The following is a 24916-nucleotide window of genomic DNA, read 5'->3' as shown; positions in this document are numbered from 1 at the left end:
TTAGCGATTCTGCTCGGGGTTCCATTGGCTGTAGCGATGCCCCCGCAGGAACTGCCAGAGCCCGATACTCATGCCCGCCAGTGTCACCAGCACGAACGCCGCCAGACGAAAGGGCCGGGGCAAACGGTGGTCGGCATCCATCAAGCCGATCAGCGCCATGGTGTAGCCGAGCAACTGCGCCAGCAGGCTCAGGCGATAGAACGGATGGTCGTTCCACAGCCAGGCATTGCTCAGCAACAGGGGCAGCAGCAACACCGGCGCCAGGCGGCGGATCAACTTGTGACTGATCAGCCCGATGGCGTAGAGCCCATGCCGCAACGGGTTGAGCAGCTCCCGGCGTTGGGCCAGGCTCTGCAACCCGCCAACGGTGACTCGCTGGCGCCGGCGAAACTGCTTGTCGGCCTCGTCCACGCCCTGGTCGGTTACTCGGGCCCGTGGCACGTAGACGATGGACTTGCCGGCGGCCGGTGCGCAGGTGCTGAGGAAAAAGTCATCGTTGACCTGGGCCGGGATCGGCTGGAACAGCACCCGACGCAAAGCCAGCAGGGCACCGTCGGCCGAGACCATGCAGCCGGCGCGGCTCTCCACCCGTCGCAACCAGCCTTCGTAGTGGCGATACAGGCTGTCGCCCAGGCTCAGCCCCTTGCCCGGCACCGGGATCTCCATGTGCCCGGCACAGGCGCCGACTTCCGGATCGCCCAGGGGCGCCAGCAGGTGGCCGAGGGTATCGGTGGCCCATTGGTTGTCGGCGTCGGTGAACACCAGGATCTCGCCGCGGCTGTGGGCGACACCGGTATTGAGGGCGGCGGCCTTGCCCTGGCGCGGCAGGTCGAGCACGGTAATGCGCGGGTCGATCACTCTGCGTGCGCACACCACCGTATCGTCGGTGGAGCCGTCGCTGGCGAGGATGATTTGCAGTGAATGGGCCCGATAGTCCTGGGCCAGCAGGGTGCGCAACTTCGCTTCGATGTGCCGCGCCTCGTTGTGGGCGGCAATGACGATGCTCACGTCCATCGGATATGCCTTGCCGTAGCGCCGCAGCGGAAACAGCGGCACCAGCAGGCTCAGCATCAAGGGATAACCGAGGTAGGCGTACACCGGCAGCAGCAGGCACGACCAATAAATGAACTCAGCCACGGGCAGGTCTCCTGACGTTCCAATGACACAGGTTGAGCAGCAAGGCGGCGCCGGTCAGGTGCAGGCGCACCCCATGCAAAGCCCACAATTGCAGTGTCAGGCATGGGGCGCGCCGGCTCTGGCGCAGGCTCAGCAGCAGAGGCGGCAGCGCAGTGACCAGCAACAGCATCAGTGCCAGGTGCAACTGCCCCTGGAGTACCGCGAGCAAGGCCAGCAGGTCCAAGCACCAGGCGCCGACGGACAGGGCCGGGAAGCGCAGCAGGCGCAGGCTTGGGCCATGGCTGCGCAGCAATTGCAGATGACTGCCCTGGCGCCACAGCTCTTTGCTCATCCACTCGCGCCAACTGCCTTCGTAGCCCCAGTGCAGGGCTACGCTTTCGTTGACCAACAGCAATTGCGCGTCGGCCTGGCGCAGGCGCAGGGAAAAATCCTTGTCTTCGCCGGTACGCAGGGTTTCGTCGAAGCCGCCGACCCGTTCGAACCAACTACGACGCATCAACAGGTTGGCGCTGGGCAGCCACTGCACCCGATGCAAGAGGCGTGACCCCGGACGTTGACTGCGGCGCTGCCAGGCTTCGGCGAACCACGGTGCCTCCCGGGGCGTGTCCAGGTCCAGGCCCAGTACGTCGCCCTGGTGGCCTTCAAGCTCCAGCAACAGCTTGAGCCAGTCGGCCGGCATCTCGATGTCGGCGTCGATGAACGCCAGCCAGTCGCCGCTGGCGAGGGCGGCGCCGCGATTGCGCAGGGCGCCGATATGCACGCCCGGGACGATCAGCACCCGGGCGCCCATCTCGTTGGCGATGCGCGGGCCGTGGTCGTCGGAGCCGTTGTCCACCACGATCAACTCGCACGCCAAGCCTGCCTGGCGGGCTGCTTCCTGGGCCGCCTGCAGGGTCCGGCCGATGTGCCGGGCCTCGTTGTACATCGGGATCACAATGCTGACGCCACTCATGGGCGAGCCTCCTGTGGCGCGGCCTGTTCGGCGTCGTAGCGCAACACGCTGGTGAGGGCGAGCATGATCCACAGCAACTTGTGGTTCGGCGCGCTGAGAAACATCAGGAACAACCCCAGCGACAGGAAACTCATGCCCAGGTGAGTCAGCAGGTCCGCCTGCGCCCAGTCGCGGCGCTGCAACCAGAGCCGACGGGCGTGCAGCAGGTTGTACAGGCCAAGGCCAAGCATGCCGACAAACATCAGCCCGCCCGGCACGCCGATTTCGCTGAAGATTTCCAGGTAGGTGTTATGGGCCCGGCGATACAGGTCCCCCAGCTTGCGGTTGGCCGAGAACGCCTTGGCATAGCCGGTGGGGGCGTAGTGCAGGGGAAAGGTTCCGGGCCCTGACCCGAGTATCGGGTTCTCGCGGATCATCTGGCTGCCGACCAGGATGTACGAGGCACGGCGGCCCAGGGATTCGTCCTTGTGGGCATTGACGCCGGCGCTGAGGATGCTCAACGACTGGATGCGTGCCACGTAGCCGGCGGGCATCACAGCGACCGCCAGGGGAATCAACAGTGCCAGCCCAAGCATGGCGAAGCCCAGGTGCCGCGGACGGATGCGCGGCAGCTGCGCACGATAGTGGTACAAGCCGATCACCAGGCTGAGCAACAGCACCACCAGTCCGGAGCGCGACTCGGTCTTGGTCATGCCGCCGAGCAACAGGATGAACCCTGCGCTCCAGAACAATCGGTGCAACAGGTTCGGACTGCGCAGCACCAGCCACAAGGCCAGCGGTATGGTGAACGCAATCAACAGCGCAAAGACGTTGGGGTCTTCCAGCAGGCCGGATGCGCGGCCCTGATCCTGATATTGGGCCGAGAACATCGCGAGCACGCACGTGGTGGAGACGCTCACCGTCATCAGGCGGGCGAACAGGTCCAGGTTCAGTTCGCGACCGATCAGCAGGGTGATCACGAAGAGAATCAGCCCCACCGTCAGCTCTCGCAGGTGGGTCAGGGACAGGTCCATGTTTTCCGAGAGCAACAGGCTCAGGCCATACAGCACCATGAAGCCGATCAGAGGCTTCCAGATATTGCTGCGCAAGCGTGTCGCGGGAATCTGGTGCAGGGCCAGTTGCAGCATCAAGATCAGGATCAGCGCCAGGCCAAAGAACTTGCTGCCGGAAAACGCGCTGTCCTTGAACAGGCCTTCGAATGGCACCAGCGCGGCAATGCCCAGCAAACCCCAGCCGGGCTTGCGGTACAGCACGGCGACGCCGACCAGGCCGAGCACCGCGCCCGGGGCCAGGAACGGATAAGGGCTGGCCAGCAACGCCAGGCACACCAGGCCCAGCAGGCTGATGATCGAGAGTGGGACAATCATGAGCGAGCCTCCCGTGCCGTGCGGATGTAAAGCTGCGACCAGCGTTCGGCCAGCGTGCGCAGGTCGTAGCGATCCTGTTGGGTGCGGCGTGCGTTGTCGGCGAGGATCCGCGCCAGGGGCGGTTCGCTGAACAGCGTTTCGATCTGCGCCGCCAGGTCCGCACTGTCGGCCGGTGCCGCGAGCAGGCCGTTGTGGCGGTCCTGCAACACGTCGGGAATGCCGCCGACGCCGAATGCCACCACTGGCACGCCGGCCTGCATGGCTTCGAGCAGAATCATCGGGGTGCCTTCGGTGCGCGAGCTGATCACCAGCGCGTCGAGGCGACTCCACCAGGCATTCATGTCGGTCTGGTAGCCGGGTAATTCGATGCGCGTGGGCAGCCCGGCGTCGGTGATGCGCTTGAGCAGCGCCTGGCGTTCCGGGCCGTCGCCGAGCATCACCGCGTGCAGCGACGAATGCCGCTGGCACAGGGGGATCATGGCATCGAGGAACAGGTCCGGGCCTTTCTCGCTGCTCAGCCGGCCAACATAGCCGACCCGCCAGCGTTGCTGGTCGGTGCGGTGGGCCAGTGGCGTGCTGGCCGCTGGCAGGCCGTTGGGGATCACGTCGAGTTTCTCCGCCCGCACGCTGGCCCGGCGGTGCAGCGTGGCGATGCTCTCGGCCACGCAGACCACTCGCTTGACCGAGGCGGTGCGGCACAGTTGCAGGCTCAGCCAGGTGTAGAAACGCTGCTTGGGGCTGCGCGGCGTGAAGCCATGCTGGGTGATCACCAGCGGCAGGCGCAGCAGCGTCGCCGCCGACCAGCCGAACAACAGCCCTTTGAAGTTGTGGGTGTTGATCAGCGGTCGCTCGTCCCGGCGCTGGCGCAGGTGCTGCAACAGCTCGGCCCAACTGGCGCAGTGACGGCAATCGACCCCAGCCTGGCGAAAACGCGTGATCAACGTCGGTGGCGCCGCCAGGAACAGCACCTCGTGCTGTCCGGGCGTTGCCAGGCAATGATCGAGCAGCATCCGCTCGGCCCCATAGAAGCCACCGCTGTCGAGCAGATGAATGATCGACAGGGGGCCGCTGTGGCGGGGCGGGTCGAACGGCGCGTTCAATTTCGCACCCAATGGACAAGGCTGGGCAGGCTCCAGTTGCGGTGCGGATTGACCTGCTCGGGAGACTGTTCGTTGATCACCAGCAGCACCGGCACTTCCAACTGCCGGGTGATTTGCGCTGGGTGCTTGAAGCGGTGATCGAAGAACTCACGCACATAGACTAGGGCGATCGCCAGCAACAGGCCGCTGAACATGCCGAAGACAATGATCAGCATCGGCTTGGGAAAGGCCGCAGCGGTCGGTTCGAACGGCGGGCTCAGGACCCGGGCGTTGGACAGGTCGTTGTCCAGCGAGCGCGCGGTGCTGGCTTCGGCGAAGCGCTGGGCGTAGGTGGAGAAGGCCGCATGCAAGGCATTGATCTCGGTGTCCATTTGCCGCAGCTTGCTTTGGGTTTCCTGCAACTGATGGATGCGCTCCTTGAAGGCGGCGATGCGTTCGACTTTCTGATTGATCACCGAACTGACCACCGCCAGATCGGTGGTGCGTTCCTGGATCCGGTTGTTGACCACTTTCAGGAACTGCTGGCGCGTGCGGACGATCTGTTCCCGGGCCAGCAACATCGGTTCGCTGCTGGGCTGGAAGATCGCCAGGTCATTCATGTAGCGGCTGACCTGGCTGGTCAGTTGCTCGCCCAGTTGTTTGATCTCCCGGTCCTCGAAGGCAATGTTGTCCACGGTGGTGGTGAAGGTGAACGGGAAGGTGTAGTCGTTGAACCGGGAGCTGTTCGCTGCCGCCAGGCTGGTCTTGAGGTAATCGAGCCAGCGCTGGCTTTGCAGCAGGCGATCCTGGTACAGGTTCAGGGCCTGTTCTTCGGTGTTGATGGCGTTCAGGCGGAAGGTGATTTCTTCCTTGGGATCGGACGAGCCGATGTTTTCCAGCAACCCCAGCCGAGTGCCCTCCAGGCCGTCGAGACGGGTCTGGTATTGGGCTTTCTTCTGCTCATAGAAGGTTTGCGGCAGTTCGATCGATTGCAGGTCCTGGCGGTTGCTGAGGTAGTTTTGCAGCAGCTGTGCCACGAAGCGGGTGCCCTGGGCCGGGTCGCCGAAACTGTAGACGATGGAGATGACGTTGGAGCCCGGCAGGGTCTCGATTTTCAGGTTTTCGATGGCCTCGTCGGTCAGCGTATCGAGCACCGTGTCGCGCACCGGATCGACCTCCAGCCCCAGGCCATCGCGCAGCGGGTTGATGACGTACTCGCGCAGGGGTTGGGTGACGTACTTCTTGAGCGGCTCGCTCACCCACTTGTTGAGAATGCCCGGGCTTGGGGTGTAGTCGCCCTGGTCGCGCAGAGCACTGATGGTCTGCCGGATCAACGCCGGTGAGCGCAGGATATTGCTCTCGGTTTCCATGTCCGCCAGGGACGGCGGGATGAAGGTGGCGTTTTCCTGGTTCAGCGACGTGGTGGCGTCGCCCTGGGAGAGTTTTTTCGACTGGACGATCACCTGGGCGGTGATGTCGAAGCTCTGCTTGAGCATCAACGGCAGCACCAGGGCGATCACGGCGAAGATCAGGAATACGCGCTTCACCCACTGCTTGTTGGCGAAGAAGATCCTGAAGAACTCATGCAAATAATTTTCCTTGGGATTCATGATCAATTACCTGCTGCAGAAGTGTCGGTACTGGATCTGCTGCTGTTGTCGCCTTTGCTATCGAGGCGGTAGCCCAAGCTGACGCCAACACCCTGGAACAGCACCACGTCGGCCAATTGCCGAGCCATTTCACCGGCTTTGGCCAGGCCGGTCTTGGGTACGTACAGCATGTCTTCCGGCTGCAGGTAGGCGATCTGCGAGGCGTCACCGCTCAGGGCTTTTTCCACGTCATAGTGGCGGGCTTCGACCTGGTTGCCGTTGCGGCGCATGATCACCACCGAGTCGAGCCGGGCCTTGACGTTGGTGCCACGGGCCAGGGTCAGGGCCTCGAGGACCGAGATCGGCCGGCGGATCGGGTAGGAACCAGGCTGCGCCACTTCGCCGAGGACATAGATCTCGTTGCCGGCGGTGGACTTGAGCAGTACGTCGACGGTCATGTGGCCTGGCAACTGGGCATAGCGCTCGTTGAGGAAGGTTTCCAGTTGGGTCACGGTCATGCCTTGAAGTGGCACGGAACCGATTTCCGGGAAGCTTGCGTAACCATCCCGGCCCACGATGATCTCCCGGCTCATGCCGGTGGCCGGGTGGGTCAAGGTGTTCCTGAGGTTCGTCTCGCTGGACAGCGGGCTGGTCACCAGCACCGTCAACTGATTGCGGTTGGGCTGGAACAAACTTTTCTGGTCATAGGCACGCTGGACCGCCAGGCGGGCTTCGTCGGTGGTCAGGCCGGCGACTTTCACCGAGGTGTTGGCCCCTGGCAGTTCGATGCTGCCGTCGGGCATCACCTGTTGCGTGCCGTTGAGCTGGCTGGCGGCGGTGAAGTTCAGCGCCACCTGGTCGCCCGCCTGCACCCGATAGGCCTGGGGCCCGGTGGTGCTGATGTGAAAGATCACATCCAGCACATCCTGGGGCCGCAGGGTCTGTTCGACCTTGGGCATGTCGGTGGCCTGGGCATTGGCCGGTGCGGCCGTGAGGATCTGCACCGGCATCGAGCGGGTATCGCTGGTGCTGGAGCAACCGGCAAGCGGCAGCAACAGCAGGACAAGCATTCTGGCGTTCATCTCGTCATCCTTTTGCAGGCTTACAGGTTGTTGTAGAGCCACTTGGGCATGTAGTACTTGCGTCGGTTGAACACGCTGCCGACCACTTTCGCGCCCGCTTGGGACAGGCGCTGGCGGGCGGCCTGGGCCACTTCCCAGCGGGTGTCTTCACCGCGCACCACCAGCACCACGCCATCGACCTGGGTGCTGAGCACCAGCGTGTCGCTGGCCGAATACACCGCGTCGGCGTCGATCACCACAAAGCGGTACTGCGCCGCCAGTTGCTTGAACAGCGGGCGCAGGCGCTCGGGGCTCAGGCGTTCGGCATTGCGACCCAGGCGACCGTGGGGCAGCACGTCGAAGGGCAGGCTGGACGCCTGCACCACGCAGTCCTGCAACAGGGGCGGGGCGAGGCTGTTGAACAACAGGTCGGTGAAGCCGCGCTCCTTGTGCAACGCCAGTTGCTGGCTGAGGTTGCGCGGTGACTGGCTGGCATCCACCAGCAAGACGCGACCGTTGCTCATCTGCGCCAGCTGAGCGGCCAGTGCCATGGCGCTGGTGCTGGTACCGGTGCCGGTGTTGGCGGACGTCAAGAGCAGGGTCCGCAGGGAAGGGTCGAGCACGGTCGAGGTCAGGTTGGTCTCGCTCGGGCTTGCGATAGTCAGGATATTCGTTGAGCCGTCCATTTAACTCGCTCCGTGGCCGCTGAAAACTTTGAAGGGGGTAAGCATCAGGATCTTCAAGTCCAGCCACAGGCTTTGTTCAGCGATATAGCTGAGGTCCAATTCCACGCGCTGGTCGAAGTCGATATTGCTGCGTCCGGAGATCTGCCACAGGCCGGTCATGCCGGGGTAGATGCTCAGGCGCACAAGATGGTTGTCCTTGTAGCGATAGGCGTTGAACGAGGTCGGCCGCGGGCCCACCAGGCGCATGTCGCCGGTCACTACGTTGATCAGGTTCGGCAGTTCGTCGAGGCTGCTGCGACGCAGGAACCGGCCGATGGGCGTGATGCGCGGGTCGTTGTCGATCTTGAAGTCGATGGCATCGGCGCCGTGTTTGTTGAGGTGGCGCAGCGACTCCTTGAGGGCTTCGGCGTCGGCGACCATGGTGCGGAACTTGTACATGCCGAACACCCGACCGCGATAGCCGGTGCGTTTCTGTATGAACAGCACCGGGCCAGGGCTGGAAAACTTGACCAGCAGTGCCAGGCCCAGCAACAGCGGGCAGAACACCACCAGGATCGCCAGTGCGCCGAGGCCGGCCACCACCCGATTGGTGCGCGAGACTGTCCAGGGCCGGCCGCCGTCGCGACCGGTCAACCAACCACGACCCTGGCGATGGATGGCCGCGTCCAGGCGCCTGCGGTGGTCGGGATCGACACGCTTATCGCGTCCGGGGGCATTGATCGTAATGATTTGTTCATGTCGGGTCATAGACTCCTCCGCTGAGATTGGGCCGCAAGCGGCGCGTGGGCAGGCACTAGGTAATACTCGAGGAACCACTGGATGAAGCGGCCCAGGCCGTCGTCCAGTTCGATGCCCGGCTTGAAGCCGGTGGCCCGCGCCAGGTCGCTGGCGTCGGCGCAGGTGTTGAGCACATCGCCCGCTTGCAGGGGCAGCAGTTCGACGCGGGCGGTGCGTCCCAGGTGTTTTTCCAGCAGCGCGACATAGGTGCGCAGCGCCACCGGGTGCTGCCCGCCGATGTTGTAGATCCGCCAGGGCGCGCGGCTGGTGGCCGGGCCCGGTTGTTCGTGATCCAGCAATGGCGTGACCTGGGGCGCATGTTCGATCAGGCGGGCAATGCTTTCGACGATGTCGTCGATGTAGGTGAAATCGCGCTGGTGCTCGCCGTGGTTGAACAGCTGCAGCACACGGTCTTCGGTGATGGCGCGGGCAAACTGGATCGGCGACATGTCCGGCCGGCCCCAAGGACCGTAAACCGTAAAGAACCGCAAGCCGGTGCAGGGAATACCGAACAGGTGGCTGTAGCTGTGGGCCATCAGTTCATTGGATTTTTTGCTGGCCGCGTACAGCGACAGCGGATGATCGACGTTGTCTTGCACCGAATAAGGCGTGCGCGGGTTGGCGCCGTATACCGAGCTCGAGGAGGCGTAGATCAGGTGCTTGACCGGATACCGGCGGCAGCTTTCCAGGATGTTCAGGAAGCCGGTGATGTTGCTGTCGACATAGGCCTGCGGGTTTTCCAGGGAGTAGCGCACGCCGGCTTGGGCCGCAAGGTGAATCACCACGTCCGGGCGCCGGGCCTGGAACAATTCGTCGATGGCCGATGCGTCGGCCAGGTCGAGCCGCGCCAAGGGGAAGGTGCCGACCTGGTCGTTCACCCAGGCCACGCGGTCGTGCTTGAGCTGCGGGTCGTAGTAGTCGTTGAAATTGTCCAGCCCGCACACCCGATGGCCGTCGCGCAGCAGCCGCAACGTGACATGGGCGCCGATGAAACCGGCTGCGCCGGTGACCAGGATGTTCACGCTTGTGGCCCTGGTGCCGGGGTGCCGGGCACGGTGTGGCGCAGCCCGATACCGCGATACAGCAGCCCGGCGGCGGCCAGGTGTTCGGGGTTGTACAGGTTGCGCCCATCGATGATCACCCGGGCGCGCAACTTGCTGGCCAGCAGGTCGAAATCCACTACGCGAAAGTTCTTCCACTCGGTGCAGATCACCAGGGCGTCGGCGTCTTCCAGGGTGTCATCGCGGGTTGCACAGAGGTTCAGATCCTTGCGATAGCCGTAGAGGCGGCGGCATTCGGACATGGCTTCCGGGTCATAGGCCTGGACCCGGGCACCTTCGCGCCACAGCGCTTCCATCAGGTAGCGGCTGGGGGCTTCGCGCATGTCATCGGTGTTGGGCTTGAACGCCAGGCCCCAGATGGCAATCGACTTGCCGGCCAGGCCATCCGGGAATTGCTTCGCCAGTTTCTCGAAGAGGATGTGCCGCTGGCTGTCGTTGACATCGGTGACGCTGCGCAGCAGGCGCAGCGGCATGCCGCTTTGTTCGGCGGTGTGCAGCAGGGCCCGCAGGTCCTTGGGAAAGCACGAGCCGCCGAAACCGCAGCCGGGGTAGATGAAGTGATAACCGATGCGCGGGTCCGAGCCGATGCCCTTGCGCACCGCTTCTATGTCGGCACCCAGCCGTTCGGTGAGGTTGGCCAGTTCGTTCATGAAGCTGATGCGGGTGGCGAGCATGGCATTGGCGGCGTACTTGGTCAGTTCGGCGCTGCGGTTGTCCATGAACATCAGTTTTTCGTGGTTGCGGCAAAAGGGCGCGTAGAGCTCCGTCATCTGGTCGCGGGCCAGCGGGTCGGCGGTGCCTACGATGATCCGGTCCGGGCGCATGCAATCGGCCAGGGCGCTGCCTTCCTTGAGAAATTCGGGGTTGGACACCACGCGCACGTTCAGCTGTTTCAAGCCACGCCGGGCCAACGTCTGGCGGGCGCACTCGGCCACCTTGTCGGCGGTGCCCACCGGCACCGTGGACTTGATGACCAGGGTGCGGTCGCTGTCCATGAAGTCGGCGATCTGCCGGGTGACGGCCAGCACATGGCTCAGGTCAGCCGAGCCGTCTTCATCGGCGGGGGTGCCGACGGCGATGAAAATCAGCTCGCCGTGATTGACCGCGTCGCTGGCCTGGGAACTGAACGACAGGCGTCCGGCCTTGATGTTGTCTTCGAGCAGATTGGACAGCCCCGGCTCGCTGATGGTGGGTACGGCCTGTTGCAGTTGCCGGATCTTGTTCGGGTCGATGTCGATGCACAAAACGCGGTGTCCGACGTCGGCCATTGCGGCCGCCTGGATCAACCCGACATACCCCGTACCAAATACGCTCACGTCCATTTTTGGCGCGCCTCGCAGACCGAATGATGTAACTCGGATGAAACTGTTTAGAGGGGTATAGCGCAGCTTCAGAAAAGCGTGTCAGCAAAATGACAGTTGTCAGTGTTGGCAATTCAAGTGAAATCGGGCCTTTTGATATCAAGTCATTGACTGATCTAGCAAAGTGGCTGTTTTACTGGGCGTAGCAGGCATTTGACAAAGCGATAAACGGTCGTTATCCATAGATTTTTATATTTTGTTACCTGCTTTCGTGTCGTTTTTGGGGCAACTTTTTTTTGACGCGTGGTCGAGGGAGAGGTTTCTTGCGCTTTGAAAATCGGCTGCTAACGTGCAGGAACGAAGTGCTTTTGACACTGCGATCCGGTCGAGGAAAACATGGCCCGCTACCTCAAGGAATTGCTGCTGTTTTTGTACCTGCTCAAGGGGTACGCCTATTACCTCGACCGTCTCGATGCGTTGGGCCTGGGCTTGGCAACCTTGCTGTTCGGCGCCATGTTCGTGCTGTTGGTGGTGGCGCTGTGGATGTGCGCCTACATACGCCAGACGATGGTCAGGCATGTGTTTGCCTTGGCGCTGTTCGTTTCAGCGGTTTTTTTCGAGGTGTACACCCAGGTCACGGACAGTTACCTGACCTACAGCCAGTTCGTCTCGCTGGTGTATTCGGGAGGGTTCATCCAGGAAGCGGCCTATCAGTATCGCCAGGTGATCATCAACGCGGCGATCGGCGGCTTGTTGCTGTTGTTCGGCATCGCCCTCAAGCCTCGGCGAGCGCTGCGAGTGCCCGGTTATCTGCCGGTGCTCGCGCCCGTACTGGGCGTGGTGTTGCTCAGTGGCGTGCTGTTCGTGCGGGCGGGCGAGGGCGCGCGCGGCCTGCCGGTGATGTACACGCCGTTGGCCTATTTGAATCTCTTCGCCTACGAGTCCTTGCACAACACCATCGGCCCCCGGGAACCGGTCACCCTGGCGCGGCGATCGTCTTTGATCGAGCAGGACATCGTGCTGATCATCGATGAAAGCATTGGCGGCAATTACCTCGATATCAACACGCCGTCTGGCGTGCACAGCGGCCTGAAGACACCGCCCGTGGGCGTGGATATTTTCAATTTCGGCTACGCGGCTTCCATCGCCAATTGCAGCGCCGACACCAATGTCACCTTGCGCTACGGCGGTACTCGCGCCGACTACATGCGCATCAACAGCACCCGGCCGTCGATCTGGCAGTACGCCAAGCAGGCCGGCTTGCGCACCGTCTACATCGATGCCCAGCGCACTGGCGGCAATCTGCAGAACCTGATGACCGACCTGGAAAAACAGGACATCGACGAATTCGTCCAATTCGACCAGGCCAGCGTGCGTGACCGCGACATGGCGGCGGCGGCGAAGTTGATCGAGCTGTTGGGCGACCACCAGGCCGAACTGGTGGTGATCAACAAGGTGGGGGCGCATTTTCCAGTGCACGACAAATACCCCGACAACTTCATGAACTACCGCCCGGCCTTGCCGCGCGGGCAGTTCCAGGAAGTGGCCGACACCGGCAGGCGCGACGGTTTCAATGGCCAGCAAGATGACTGGCTGCTGTACCGCAACGCCTACCAGAACACCTTGCTGTGGAATGTCGGCGAGTTCTTCAAGCGAATCTTCCAGCAGGCCGATTTGAGCCATGCCGTGTTGATCTATACCTCCGACCACGGCCAGGATCTGCACGAGCGCGGCAATCCCGGGCTTAACACCCATTGCGGCGGCGACCCGGTGGCCGAAGAAGGCTTGGTGCCGTTGGTGGTGATCCAGGGCAGCCAATTGCAGACCCTCGATTGGCGCAGCGCCTGGGCCCGGAACAAGGACCGCTCCAGCCACTACAACATCTTCCCGACGCTGTTGCAGTTGATGGGCTACGACCCGGTCGGGGTCGAATCGGCCTATGGAAAATCCCTGAACCAGCCGACCGATGACGACTTCACCTTCAACTACCGCTTCAACGCGCGGCTGGGGGCGAAACCGGCGTGGAAACATATCGACCTGGACAACATCGTGACACCGCATTCCGGCCAGGTTGAAATGGCGGTGGGACATTGACTCTATAGGCTGAGCTCCTTGGGAGTGGGGCATGCTCGTATGAGGCCGGCACATCCAACATCTTCATTGACTATGACGCCGCCTTCGCGAGCAAGCTCGCTCGCGATGAGGCCTGCCCATCCACATCACCGCCAGCTGATACACCGCCTTCGCGAGTTCTCCCCTGGGCCGGCATTGCGGCTAATTCCGCTATCCTGAGCCACACGTTCATTCATCGAGCCTGTTCATGCTTGAAGTCCGCAATGTCTTTAAAAGCTACCTCACGCCCCAAGGCCCGTTACCGGTGCTGCAGGGCGTCGACCTGACCCTGATGCCCGGCAGCAGCCTGGCGCTGATGGGGGAGTCCGGCAGTGGCAAGAGCACCTTGCTGCACCTGGTCGCCGGGCTGGACAAGGTGGATCGCGGCAGCATCCGCAGTGGTGAATATCGGCTCGACGGCATGAGCGAAAGCCAGCTGGCGAACTGGCGACGCACGGAAATCGGCCTGGTGTTCCAGCAGTTCAACCTCATCAGCAGCTTGTCGGTGGAAGACAACCTGGCGTTCCAGGCGCGCCTGTGCGGCCGTCATGACGCGGCCTGGCAAGCCCATCTGGTGCAGCGGCTCGGGCTTGCAGCGTTGCTGCGACGTTACCCTGAACAGCTTTCCGGCGGCCAGCAGCAACGGGTGGCGCTGGGGCGGGCGCTGGCCTCGCGCCCGCCCTTGTTGCTGGCCGACGAACCCACCGGCAGCCTCGATGAAGCCACCAGCGACGAAGTGCTGCAACTGTTGCTGGAACTGCTGGAGGGCAGCCCCACCAGTCTGCTGATGGTGACCCACAGTCCACGAGTGGCTGCTCGCCTGGCCCAACGCGTGGTGTTGCACGGCGGACGGTTGGCGCAGGTGGCCCAGGGGTGATGATTTTTCGCCAGACCCTCAAGGCCCTGCTCAGCCATTGGCGCCAACACCCGGTGCAATTCTTCAGCGTGCTGACCGGCCTCTGGCTCGCCACCAGCCTGCTCACCGGCGTGCAAGCGCTGAACAGTCAGGCCCGGGACAGCTACGCCCGGGCCAGCCAATTGATCGGCGGCGAACCCCAGGCCAGCCTCAATGCCCCCGGTGGCGGCACCTTCCCTCAGCAATGGTTTATCGATTTGCGGCGCCAGGGCTGGCCGGTGTCGCCGGTGTTGCAGGCTCGGGTGCTGCTCAAGGGGCACGAGGATCAGCGCCTGCAACTGATGGGCATCGAGCCGGTGTCGCTACCGCCCGGTGCGGCACTGGCGGGGCAAGCGCGGGACATGAGCGAGGTGGTCGAGTTTTTTACCGGCCCCGGTCGCACGTGGGTCGCCCCGCAGACCTTGCAGGCCTTGGGGCTGGACGAGGGCGACCGGCCTCGTACAGTCGATGGGCAACCGCTGCCGCCGCTGCATGTCCAAGTGGACATGGCGCCGGGCGTGCTGTTGATGGACATCGGTTTTGCCCAGGCCGTACTCGGGTTGCCGGACCAGCTATCGCGGCTGTTGTTGCCCGCCACATTCAGCGCCGCGTTGCCGGAGGCCTTCCGTGATCGGCTGCAATTGACGCGTGCCGATGAAGAAAACAACCTGTCGCGCCTGACCGAAAGTTTTCACTTGAACCTCGACGCCTTGGGGTTTTTATCGTTCGTGGTGGGGCTGTTCATCGTTCACGCCGCCATCGGCCTGGCCCTCGAGCAGCGTCGTAGCCTGCTGCGAACCCTGCGGGCCTGTGGCGTCAGTGCGCGGGTGCTGGTCACCAGTCTGGCGATTGAGCTGGGTGTGCTGGCCTTGCTGGGCGGGATCGCCGGGGTACTCAGCGGCTACTGGCTGGCGGGCCTGTTGTTGCCGGATGTCGCGGCGAGCCTGCGGGGTTTGTACGGCGCCGAAGTGGCCGGGTATTTGAATCTCAGCCTGGGGTGGTGGCTCAGCGGTGTCGGCCTGAGCCTGCTCGGCGCGTTGCTGGCCGGAGCCGACAGCCTGTTGCGGGCGGCGCGTTTGCCCTTGCTGGCGTTGGCCAATTCCCAGGCCTGGCATCAGGCCCATGGGCGCTGGCTGCAACGCCAGGGTTGGGTGGCGACAGGGGCGGCGTTGATTGCCGCTTCGGCGTTGGTCTGGGGCGATAGCCTGGCCAGCGGTTTTGTCCTGATGACCGCCTTGTTGCTGGGTGCGGCGCTGGCCTTGCCGGTGTTGCTCAGCAGTGCGCTGAAGCAGCTACTGCGCCGCAACCGCTCGGTGCTCGGGCAATGGTTTCTCGCCGATTGCCGCCAGCAATTGCCGACGCTGAGCCTGGCGCTGATGGCTTTGCTGCTGGCATTGGCGGCGAATATCGGTGCCGGCAGCATGACCGCCGGTTTCCGCCAGACCTTCAGTAACTGGCTCGAACAACGGCTGACCGCCGAGTTGTACATCAACCCGCAAACCCCGGCCCAGGCGGTAGAGTTGCACGCCTGGCTCAAGCAGCAACCGGCGATCACTGCCGTCGTGCCCATCTGGCAGGTATCGATCCCGCTGCAAGGCTGGCCGACGGATATCTACGGCATCATCGATCATCCCCACTATCGCCAGCATTGGCCGCTGTTGGAGTCGGCCGGTGACGAGCCTTGGGGGCAACTCATCCACGCCGACACGCTGATGCTCAGCGAACAGCTGGCCCGGCGCCTCAAGGCGAGGATTGGCGACCCGTTGACCATCCCGACACCCACCGGGCCGTGGACGTCGCGGGTCGTCGGGATCTATGCCGACTATGGCAACCCCAAGGGGCATGTGCTGGTCAATGCCGATCATTTGCTGGCGCACTGGCCGAACCTGACGCCGAATCGCTTTAACCTGCGTATCGAGCCGTCCGCGATGGCTTCGATGCTGACGGCGTTGCAGAGCCGGTTCAGCCTGGACGACAGCCGCATCGTCGATCAGGCCCGGCTCAAGGGCTGGTCGACCCAGGTGTTCGAGCGCACCTTCGCCGCCACCGCCGCCCTTAACAGCCTGACCCTGGCGGTGGCGGGGGTGGCGTTGTTCATCAGCCTGCTGACCCAGAGCCAGAGTCGTCTCGGTCAGTTGGCGCCGCTGTGGGCACTGGGAGTGACGCGTCGGCAATTGATGTTGCTCAACCTCGGCCAGACCTGGTTGCTGGCGCTGCTGACCCTGGTCCTGGCCTTGCCGCTGGGCATTGCCCTGGCCTGGTGCCTGGACGCGGTGATCAATGTGCAGGCCTTCGGCTGGCGCCTGCCATTGCGGGTGTTCCCGTTGCAATTGGTGCAGTTGCTGGCCCTGGCGATGCTCGCCACGCTCCTGGCATCGGCCTGGCCGCTGTATGCGTTGTACCGCACGCAGCCGGCGGATCTGCTGAGGACCTTTGCCCATGAAGATTAAAATTGGCGTGTTGCTGCTGGCGCTGCTCAGCGGTTGTGATGACTCAGAGCCGCCTCAAAAGGGCTTTGCCGGCCTCGGCGACCAGGCCGTCGCGTTCACGCCTGTCGTGCCTGGGCGGGCGTTCAGTTTTCCGGCCGACCACGGCATTCATGACGGTTTCCGTATCGAGTGGTGGTACGTCACTGCCAACCTCAAGGATGCCCAGGGCCGGGATTTCGGTGTGCAATGGACGTTGTTTCGCAACGCCTTGGATGCCGCACCCCAGGCCAGCGGCTGGCGCAACCAGACGATCTGGCTCGGCCACGCGGCGGTCACTTCCGCCACCGTGCACCATGCCGCCGAGCGTTATGCCCGAGGCGGAGTGGGGCAGGCTGGGGTGCAGGCGGTGCCTTTCGATGCCTGGATCGACGACTGGCAATTCACCAGCCAGGCTGCTGCAGCCGAGCCGTTGGCGGACATGCAATTGAAGGCGCGCGACCGCCGCTTCAGCTATGCGTTGCGCCTGACGTCGAGCCGCCCGTTGGTGTTGCAGGGCGATCAAGGCTTCAGCCAGAAATCCGAACAGGGGCAGGCGTCCTACTATTACAGCCAGCCGTTTTTCCAGGCCAGCGGTGAATTGGAAATCGACGGTCAGCGTTACACGGTCAGCGGCCCGGCCTGGCTCGACCGCGAATGGAGCAGCCAGCCCTTGAGCGCCAACCAGACCGGCTGGGACTGGTTCTCCCTGCACCTGGACAATGGCGAACACCTGATGCTCTATCGCATGCGCCACAAGGACGGCGCGCCGTACCTCACGGGCACCTGGATCGATGCCCAGGGCCGGACGCAAACCCTGCACGCCGCACAGATCAGTCTCGTGCCTCTGGACACCACCCAGGTCGCCGGACGCTCGATGCCGGTACGCTGGGCCATCAAGATCCCCGGCAAACAACTCGATGTGACCCTTCAGGCACTCAACCCCAAGGCCTGGATGGACCTGCGCATTCCCTACTGGGAAGGCCCGGTACGACTCAGTGGCAACCAGGGCGGCACGGGTTACCTGGAAATGACCGGCTACTGAGAATCGTCGGAACTCCCTGGGAACGTCGACCCTCATAACTGATGAATGTCTCGCAGGAGCCCGCCATGAGCGATGACCTCAAACTTCCGTCGCTGGCCGACTGGCAGCAGTTGTTCGACGACAAGGCCTATTGGCAGCAGTCCCCCGATGCCCACTTCACCGAGCTGATGCGGGTGGCCAATGACCTGTTCGGCCGGGGCACCATCGACCTGGCGCGCTGGCAGGATTTGAAGAACCAGGCCGAGCAACTGCACCAGCGCTCTCCCGATGCCAATGTCGCTGAAGAAGTCGCCGACCCCGATGCCTGAATCCCGATATCCAAGGAGTTCGCCATGAAGCCCAACCCCGATCGAACCCCGTCCAACCCGGACGCGCCAGCATTGCCCGGTGAAGTGGAACGCGATAACGATGCCTTGCGACCCAATGACCCGGCCAAGCGTAAACAGCAACAGGGTGACCCTGAAGCGGGGGACACCGATGCGCAGAAAACCGGGCGGCGTGGCTGAAGTACGTCACGCCGGCTGGTCTTAAAAAGAGTTTTGTAATGCCAATTATTTTTCTGTACGGATGGCTTTTACATCTGTGCATGTTTTGTATAACTGTTTGTACAGTTATGCGTGTAGGAGCTGTGTAGGAGCTCCTACGCAGCGCCTACACAACCGGCATAGTTTCAATAATAAACAATTATTTAAACAGCCTCGCGGACATACTCTGAAAGTTCCATTATTATTGTGCCTGTTCGCCCAGTGTCAGGCTCTTTACCAGTGCATGGATTGCCGAGGCCGTCGCACTGGGCGAACACCTCTCGGTGTCAAGCAATCACTCATCATTTCAATGCGCATCGGCCAGTAGAACTGGCCGGTGCATGACGTTGCTTTCGAATTAACCGGAGGTCGGTGCACGCCAGTCATCGGTACCCACGGTGCCGCAGGCGATGTGCTCCCACCTGATCTTGCGAAACGAGAAATGTACATCTTGCAGGTGAGTGAAATGCGAATTCGCCGGGTCTTGGCAGTTATGCATGTAGTCCTTGATCTCGACGATGATCGCGTCCTCCAGTGTGGTGGTGTAGTAGTGCTGTTGGATTCCGGCGGCCGAAGTGCGGTACCACTTGATTTCAACTATGACCAGTAGTTCGGTATCGGTCATCGCTCCCAGCAACAACGGCGAGGCCTTGTCGAACACTTTGGTGATGACCATGGGGCTGTGTATGCGCTGGCCGGTTGGCTGACCAGACTGAGGGTCGCGCGGGATGGATACGTTGTGTTGGAAGCCCTGCACCATGATCTGGTCTGTGTGACCTTCCTGATAGGTATTGCCCACCGAGTCGGCGGTAAACGCGCCGGCAGTAATCAGACCTTGTTTGGTGCCTACGATGGACATATATGCGGGGGTAGCCAAGGGATGCTCTCCTTCCTGGATAACGATAGGGCCTGGGACGGAAATCGCCCCGAGGTGGCCTGACGGTTATCAAGTGCTATGCCAGATTCAAAAAAACTATAAATATCAATAAGTTGATTTTAGCTAAGGCGGCTATTCCCTTCAGTTGGGCAACAAAGCGCACAAACGCTTGCCCGATGCATTGCAGATATTAACGGCCCACCCGGACGTCGCTCTACCCGGGCAGAATCACCGAGGAAGCGCGCTGCGCTGCGCGCCTGTCAGGCAACTTCTTGCCGTTTTATCCTTCGGCTTATGCCTACACGCCCAACGCAGCCCTGCACTCATCGATGGAGCGCTGTTGCGTCTGGGCGTACAGCCCCAGCTCATCGATGGTCGCTCGCCCCAGCGCCGCTTCGAAGGCCTGGCGATTGGACTGCCCGGCGTAATGGCTCTGGGCGGCATCGCCGAGGTTCGACTGGAAGATGCCAGCGGCGCTGACCGGCAGGAAGTCTTCGTACACCAAAGGCTCGGCGCGCAGGTATTGCTGTTCGAGCAAGTGTTCCAGGGACGCTGCTGGCTCGAGGGTGCCCTTGGCGGCGAGGCCCTTGGGCGTCGGGAAGTAACGGAAATACGCCAATGCCTGCTGGCGCAACTCATCGTGATTGTCCGGGAATGCGACAAAGTGTTCGGCCATCAACGCGTTGTAGCGTTCGGCGTTGGCTTCGTTGGGAAACGCCCCCAACGCATCGCGTGCGGCATTCAGCAATTGGTCGTAGAGCGCGCGGCCCTTGGGCGTGAGCGCCGCGCCGCGTTGTTCGATTTCGCCGAAGCGGGCGCTGTGACTGCCTTGGGCCTGTGGCTGGTCGGTGAAGGCGACGGGTTCGTCGAGTGCCTTGAAACTGGTCTGGCGCAGCAGGATCGGGCATTGGCGACGGGGTGGGCCTTCGATCACGGCCTTGGGAGTAATGCCATGCACGGGCATCCGCGCCTGGACGATGTCGATGTCCAGGGTGCGCGGCGTCAGGTGATTGATGTGTGGGCCCTTGAACGCCACCACGTCGGCGATCAGGCGATGCTGGGCGCTCAGTTGCCGGTACTGTTCGGCGGTGACGGTGGCGCTGTGGTGCCAGCGGAAGGTTTCCAGGGCCTGCAGGACGAAGTCCTCGGCCTGGGCTTGCGTCAGGCCACCCTGGCGCTCGGCCAGGTCAATGAGCTCCAGGGCGGCGGGGGTGAAGATCTGCCGTTTGGCCAGCACCGACTCGGCAAAGGCCCGCAGCTCGGAATTCTCGATCAGTTCCAGGCGCAGCAGCGAGGTAAACACTCGGAACGGGCTCACCTGCAACGCGCTTTCATGCACGGCGCGAAACGCTGTGGAATGCACCGGCACCCCGGCCGGCGTGAGGTCGTAGTAGCCCACCGGCTGCATGCCCATGACCGCAAACAGTCGCCCCAGGGTCGCCAGTTCGGCGGCGGTGCCGACGCGAATCGCGCCGTGGCGTTCCAGGTCCAGGCGCTCGAGCTCGCCGGTGCTGCGCAGGTGTTCCGCCAGTTGCGGCTGTTCGGCCAGCACCTGGGCGTTGGTGTGTTCCACCAGCTTCATCAGGGCGCCATACAACGGCACCTCGTCGCGGTACATGTCGGACATCGCTCTGGAGAAGCGTTGGCGGATCAGGTCGGGGCTGACGAAGCTCATCGTGAGAATTCCTGGCGAGGGCTGTGGGAAAGTTGAACGAAAGATCGCAGCCTTCGCCGGCCCCGGCAAACGAAGAATCTTCAGGACTTCATTCTGCCAGGGACTGATCCACCAGCTCGATCCAGTGCCGCACGGGCGTGCGACCGGCGCCGTCGAGGTGGTTCTGGCAGCCAACGTTGGCCGTGACGATCATCTCCGGCTGGCCGCTTTCCAGGGCATTGAGGCGGTTGTCGCGTAACTGCCGCGCCAAGGCCGGCTGGGTCAGCGAATAGGTGCCGGCCGAACCGCAACACAAATGGCCGTCGGGCACCTCGGTGAGGTTGAAACCCAGCCGCGTCAACAGTGCTTCGATGCTGCCGCCGAGTTTTTGCGCGTGCTGCAAGGTGCAGGGGCAATGGACGGCGATGCGCTGGTTCCTGGCCGCGCAGATCTGTTCCAGCGGTTCGTTGCCGAGCACTTGCACCAGGTCCAGCGCTCGTTCGCTTACCTGCTTGGCCTTGGCGGCATAGGCAGGGTCATGTTCCAGCAGGTGCCCGTAGTCCTTGATGAAGGCGCCGCAACCGCTGGCGGTCTGGACGATGGCTTCGGCGCCGTGCTCCAAGTGCGGCCACCAGGCGTCGATGTTCTGTCGGGCGCGGTCCAGTCCGGTGGCCTGGGCATCGAGGTGATAATCCAGCGCACCGCAGCAGCCGGCCAGCGCACAAGGGATCACGCTGATGCCGAGTCGATCCAGCACTCGCGCTGCCGAGGCGTTGGTGTTGGGCGACAGGCCCGGTTGCACGCAGCCTTCGAGCATTAACACCTTCCGCCCATGGCGCAGCGGTGGGCGGTCGTTGTGGGATGGGGCGGGGTGGGGCAACTTGGCGCTCAGGTTCGTCGGCAGCAACGGACGGAAGACCGCGCCGAGGCGCAGCAGGGCCTTGAACCGTTCGGGACTGACGGCCAGGCTGCGCAACCCCAGGCGCAGTGCGCGTTGGCCGGCGGGGCGCGGTACGGCTTGGTCGACCACCGCCCGGCCGATATCCAGCAGGTTGTGGTAATCCACGCCGGACGGGCAGGTGGTCTCGCAGTTGCGACACGACAGGCAGCGATCCAGGTGCAACTGGGTGCTGGCTGTCGCCGGCTGGCCTTCGAGCACTTGCTTGATCAGGTAGATGCGGCCTCGCGGGCCGTCCAGTTCATCGCCAAGCAATTGGTAGGTGGGGCAGGTGGCATTGCAGAAACCGCAATGCACGCAACTGCGCAGGATCCGTTCGGCTTCTTCGGCCCGGGGCAGGTTTTTGCTTTGCTCACTGAACCGAGTCTGCATGCTAGAGCTCCGGGTACATTCGACCAGGGTTGAACAGTCCCAGCGGGTCGAGCTGGGCCTTGAGTTGCCGGTGATAACGTAGCAGCGCCGGGGCCAGTGGCTGGAACGGTGTGTCGCTGGCACCCTGGCGATAGCAGGTGGCATGGCCGCCCACTTCATGGGCCAGGGCTTGCACTGTGCCGGCCTCGGTTTTCAACCAGCGTTGCGCGCCACCCCAATCGATCAGTTGAGCGCCGGGCAGGGTGAGGGGGCCGGTGTGGTTGGGCAATGACAGGCGCCACAGCGGCAAGCCTTCGTCGAAAAATGCCAACCGATGTTCATTCAGTGCCGTCCAGTATCGATCGTCGATCACCTCGCCACCAAAACGTTGATGAGCGGCGCTGACCGAGCCTTCGCCCCCCTCCAGGCGCAGGTGCAGGCAGTCGCCGTCATGGCTGGCGGCGCTGATGGGCAGGGGCTGGCGGCCCCATTCGGCGAGTGTCTCCAAGGCTTCGGCGCTGCCCAGTTCCAGACGGATGCTCAGGCTGTGCCGGGGCTTGGGCAGGACCTTCAAGGACACTTCGGTAATCACCCCCAGGCAACCGAAACTGCCGGCCAGCAGGCGCGAGAGATCATAGCCGGCGACATTCTTCATCACCTCACCGCCGAAGCGCAGCACGGTGCCGTGGCCGCTGATCAGGCGCGTACCCAGGACGAAGTCGCGCACCGAACCCGCCCAGGGGCGACGCGGCCCCGACAGCCCGGCGGCGACCATGCCGCCGACCGTGGCGTCGTCGCCGAAAGCCGGCGGTTCGCAGGGCAGGCGTTGCCCGGCGGCCTCCAGGGCGGCGAGCAGTTCCCGCAGCGGGGTGCCGGCCCGCGCCGTGATGACCAGCTCGGTGGGGTCGTAATGGACGATGCCACGGTGCACGCGGGTGTCCAGTACTTCGCCGGCCACTTCCCGCCCCAGGAACGCCTTGCTGTTCGAACCCTGGATGCGCAACGGCGTGGCGTTGGCTCGTGCGCGATTGACCTGTTCGAGCAGCAGGTCGCTGGCGTCCTGGTCGGCTTCGCGGCTCATCAGAAACGCTCCAGTTCGGGAAACGGCAACTGCCCGCCATGGATGTGCATGGCACCGAACTCGGCGCAGCGGTGCAGGGTCGGGATGTTCTTGCCGGGGTTGAGCAGGCCTTGGGGATCGAACGCCGCTTTTACCGCGTGGAACAGGTTCAGTTCGTCGCTGTTGAACTGCGTGCACATCTGATTGATTTTTTCCCGGCCAACCCCGTGCTCGCCGGTGATGCTGCCGCCTACCTGGACACACAGTTCGAGGATTTTCCCACCCAGGGTTTCGGCGCGCTCCAGTTCGCCGGGCTGGTTGGCATCGAACAGGATCAGTGGGTGCATGTTGCCGTCGCCGGCGTGAAATACATTGGCGACCCGCAGGCCGTACTCGGCACCCAGGCTGGCGATGCGCTGCAGCACTTCGGGCAGGGCGCGTCGGGGGATGGTGCCGTCCATGCAGTAATAATCCGGCGCCAGGCGCCCCACCGCCGGGAAGGCGTTCTTGCGTCCGGCCCAGAACCGCAGTCGCTCGGCTTCGTCCCGCGCCTGGCGCACCTCGGTGGCCCCGGCCTGCTCCAACACTTGACGGACCCGTTCGCAGTCGTCATGGACATCGGCCTCGACCCCGTCCAGTTCGCACAGCAGGATCGCTTCGGCGTCCACCGGATAGCCGGCGTGGATGAAGTCCTCGGCGGCGCGGATCGCCAGGTTGTCCATCATTTCCAGGCCACCGGGAATGATGCCGGCGGCGATGATGTCGGCCACCGCCCGCCCGGCCTTGTCCACCGAATCGAAACTGGCCAGCAGCACCTTGGCGACCTGGGGCCGGGGCAGCAGCTTGACCGTCACTTCGGTGATCACCCCGAGCAAGCCTTCGGAGCCGGTGAACAGTGCCAGCAAGTCCAGGCCCGGCGAATCCAGGGCTTCGCTGCCCAGGGTCAGGCGTTCGCCTTCGACGGTGAGGATTTCCAGCTTCAGCAGGTTGTGCACCGTCAGGCCGTACTTGAGGCAGTGCACGCCGCCGGCATTTTCCGCGACATTGCCACCAATGGAACAGGCGATCTGGGACGAAGGGTCCGGCGCGTAATACAGCCCGAACGGCGCCGCTGCCTGGGAGATCGCCAGGTTGCGCACACCCGGCTGAAGCCGTGCGGTGCGGGCGTCGGGGTCGATGTGCAGGATCTGGTTGAATCGCGCCATCACCAGCAACACACCACTGGCCAGGGGCAGGGCACCGCCGGACAGACCGGTCCCGGCGCCCCTGGCGACCACCGGGACGTTCTGTTCATGGCAGAGCTTGAGCAGCGCTTGCACCTGCTCGACCCGCCTGGGCAAGACCACCAGCAGGGGTGTGGTGCGATAGGCCGACAAGCCATCGCACTCATAGGGCTTGAGGTCTTGCTCCTGGTGCAGGATGTCCAGGTCTGGAATCTGTGCCTGGAAGGCTCGCAGCAGGGCTTGTTTGTCCACCTTCGGCAAAGGGCCGTCGAGGTGTTCGTCGTAGAGGATGTTCATGAAATCGATACCCCTCGGTCGGCCACGATTCCTTGTGGGAGCGAGCTTGCTCGCGATGGCGGTGGGTCAGCGTGCCCCAATGTTGAATATGTCGCCGCTATCGCGAGCAAGCTCGCTTGTATGGTAGGACTTGAAGGGAGGAGGAGGGACAAAGCTCGATTCTGACTGTTAGCCGCAGTACAGACCGTGGGAGATTTCACCCCTCCTCCTTTCACCCAAGCGCCGATAAAGAATGCATCTGGCCTAGACCGACGATAGGAACAAGCCTGCGCCTCTGGGTGAACCCTTCAAGTGTTCAAACCTTAGCCCGGAGGATTTTCAATGGCAATGCCGGTTTCTGTCGCAAAGCCGATCGTGGGTGTTGATGTCGCCAAAGATGAGTTGGTGATTTATCACGCAGAAACAGATCGACTGGAAGCGATCCCCAACACCAAGGCAGCGATCA

The 24916-nt window shown here is 63.2% G+C and carries 21 protein-coding genes and 1 pseudogene; 7 read left to right on the top strand and 15 right to left on the bottom strand.

Annotation, left to right across the window (positions count from 1 at the left end):
• From BM317_RS00100 to BM317_RS00055, 10 genes are read right to left on the bottom strand one after another with little or no spacing between them, the layout of a single operon-like run.
• Window positions 1-1137 carry a glycosyltransferase family 2 protein gene (locus BM317_RS00100; protein ID WP_092175599.1) on the bottom strand — a complete coding sequence of 379 codons (1137 nt, stop codon included), beginning with the start codon at window positions 1135-1137 and terminating at the stop codon, window positions 1-3.
• A complete protein-coding gene (locus BM317_RS00095) occupies window positions 1130-2089 on the bottom strand; it encodes a glycosyltransferase (protein WP_092472624.1) in 960 nt (319 codons plus the stop codon). The genes BM317_RS00100 and BM317_RS00095 overlap by 8 nt, the downstream gene beginning before the upstream one ends.
• The gene (locus tag BM317_RS00090) at window positions 2086-3456 is read right to left on the bottom strand and encodes an O-antigen ligase family protein (protein WP_092472622.1); all 1371 of its coding nucleotides are present in this window, start codon (window positions 3454-3456) and stop codon (window positions 2086-2088) included. The genes BM317_RS00095 and BM317_RS00090 overlap by 4 nt, the downstream gene beginning before the upstream one ends.
• On the bottom strand, window positions 3453-4556 hold the full coding sequence (locus BM317_RS00085) for a glycosyltransferase family 4 protein (protein ID WP_060738221.1): 1104 nt from the start codon (window positions 4554-4556) through the stop codon (window positions 3453-3455). The genes BM317_RS00090 and BM317_RS00085 overlap by 4 nt, the downstream gene beginning before the upstream one ends.
• The gene (locus tag BM317_RS00080) at window positions 4553-6145 is read right to left on the bottom strand and encodes a GumC family protein (RefSeq protein ID WP_092175612.1); all 1593 of its coding nucleotides are present in this window, start codon (window positions 6143-6145) and stop codon (window positions 4553-4555) included. Before BM317_RS00080 ends, BM317_RS00085 begins: the two co-directional genes overlap by 4 nt.
• Window positions 6146-6147: 2 nt before the next feature.
• On the bottom strand, window positions 6148-7206 hold the full coding sequence (locus BM317_RS00075; protein ID WP_092472620.1) for a polysaccharide biosynthesis/export family protein: 1059 nt from the start codon (window positions 7204-7206) through the stop codon (window positions 6148-6150).
• A 20-nt stretch (window positions 7207-7226) separates the two neighbouring features.
• Complete coding sequence (locus BM317_RS00070; protein ID WP_060738218.1) at window positions 7227-7871, bottom strand: CpsD/CapB family tyrosine-protein kinase; 645 nt, start codon at window positions 7869-7871, stop codon at window positions 7227-7229.
• Complete coding sequence (locus tag BM317_RS00065; protein ID WP_092472618.1) at window positions 7872-8618, bottom strand: sugar transferase; 747 nt, start codon at window positions 8616-8618, stop codon at window positions 7872-7874.
• Window positions 8615-9670 carry an NAD-dependent epimerase gene (locus BM317_RS00060; protein WP_092472616.1) on the bottom strand — a complete coding sequence of 352 codons (1056 nt, stop codon included), beginning with the start codon at window positions 9668-9670 and terminating at the stop codon, window positions 8615-8617. Before BM317_RS00060 ends, BM317_RS00065 begins: the two co-directional genes overlap by 4 nt.
• A complete protein-coding gene (locus BM317_RS00055; protein ID WP_092175628.1) occupies window positions 9667-11031 on the bottom strand; it encodes a UDP-glucose dehydrogenase family protein in 1365 nt (454 codons plus the stop codon). The genes BM317_RS00060 and BM317_RS00055 overlap by 4 nt, the downstream gene beginning before the upstream one ends.
• Window positions 11032-11406: 375 nt before the next feature.
• Here BM317_RS00055 and BM317_RS00050 point away from each other — a divergent pair, with 375 nt between their 5' ends.
• The 6 genes from BM317_RS00050 (at window position 11407) to BM317_RS30650 (ending at window position 18033) form a co-directional block, all read left to right on the top strand.
• Window positions 11407-13104 (top strand): sulfatase-like hydrolase/transferase, encoded by a 1698-nt coding sequence (locus tag BM317_RS00050; RefSeq protein WP_092472614.1) that lies wholly within the window; start codon window positions 11407-11409, stop codon window positions 13102-13104.
• A gap of 226 nt (window positions 13105-13330) precedes the next feature.
• Window positions 13331-13999, top strand: coding sequence for an ABC transporter ATP-binding protein (locus tag BM317_RS00045; protein ID WP_092472612.1), 669 nt, complete (start codon window positions 13331-13333; stop codon window positions 13997-13999).
• Entirely contained in the window at window positions 13996-16467 is a 2472-nt protein-coding gene (locus tag BM317_RS00040; RefSeq protein WP_092472610.1) for an ABC transporter permease, read from the top strand. Before BM317_RS00045 ends, BM317_RS00040 begins: the two co-directional genes overlap by 4 nt.
• Window positions 16457-17527, top strand: coding sequence for a lipocalin-like domain-containing protein (locus BM317_RS00035; protein ID WP_092176628.1), 1071 nt, complete (start codon window positions 16457-16459; stop codon window positions 17525-17527). Before BM317_RS00040 ends, BM317_RS00035 begins: the two co-directional genes overlap by 11 nt.
• Window positions 17528-17592: 65 nt before the next feature.
• Window positions 17593-17835 carry a hypothetical protein gene (locus BM317_RS00030; protein ID WP_092176632.1) on the top strand — a complete coding sequence of 81 codons (243 nt, stop codon included), beginning with the start codon at window positions 17593-17595 and terminating at the stop codon, window positions 17833-17835.
• Window positions 17836-17859: 24 nt separating this feature from the next.
• Window positions 17860-18033, top strand: coding sequence for a hypothetical protein (locus BM317_RS30650; protein ID WP_170842395.1), 174 nt, complete (start codon window positions 17860-17862; stop codon window positions 18031-18033).
• Window positions 18034-18409: 376 nt separating this feature from the next.
• On the opposite strand, the gene BM317_RS00025 is transcribed toward BM317_RS30650, so the two are convergent.
• The 5 genes from BM317_RS00025 to glcD form a co-directional block, all read right to left on the bottom strand.
• Window positions 18410-18928, bottom strand: coding sequence for an Hcp family type VI secretion system effector (locus BM317_RS00025; RefSeq protein ID WP_092176637.1), 519 nt, complete (start codon window positions 18926-18928; stop codon window positions 18410-18412).
• A gap of 298 nt (window positions 18929-19226) precedes the next feature.
• Complete coding sequence (locus BM317_RS00020) at window positions 19227-20603, bottom strand: 2-oxoadipate dioxygenase/decarboxylase HglS (protein ID WP_092176641.1); 1377 nt, start codon at window positions 20601-20603, stop codon at window positions 19227-19229.
• A gap of 88 nt (window positions 20604-20691) precedes the next feature.
• On the bottom strand, window positions 20692-21912 hold the full coding sequence (gene glcF, locus BM317_RS00015; protein ID WP_092472608.1) for a glycolate oxidase subunit GlcF: 1221 nt from the start codon (window positions 21910-21912) through the stop codon (window positions 20692-20694).
• A gap of 1 nt (window position 21913) precedes the next feature.
• Window positions 21914-22972, bottom strand: coding sequence for a glycolate oxidase subunit GlcE (gene glcE, locus BM317_RS00010; RefSeq protein WP_092472606.1), 1059 nt, complete (start codon window positions 22970-22972; stop codon window positions 21914-21916).
• On the bottom strand, window positions 22972-24471 hold the full coding sequence (glcD, locus tag BM317_RS00005) for a glycolate oxidase subunit GlcD (RefSeq protein ID WP_092472604.1): 1500 nt from the start codon (window positions 24469-24471) through the stop codon (window positions 22972-22974). Before glcD ends, glcE begins: the two co-directional genes overlap by 1 nt.
• 321 nt (window positions 24472-24792) lie before the next feature.
• Between glcD and BM317_RS30925 the strand changes: the two are divergent.
• A pseudogene (locus tag BM317_RS30925) lies at window positions 24793-24916 on the top strand (IS110 family transposase); the annotation flags it as partial.

The organism is Pseudomonas sp. NFACC24-1, from assembly GCF_900115235.1.
GTDB lineage: Bacteria > Pseudomonadota > Gammaproteobacteria > Pseudomonadales > Pseudomonadaceae > Aquipseudomonas > Aquipseudomonas fluorescens_AA.
Note: the sequence above shows the minus strand (reverse complement) of the source record. Positions and strands in the feature narration are given on the sequence as shown.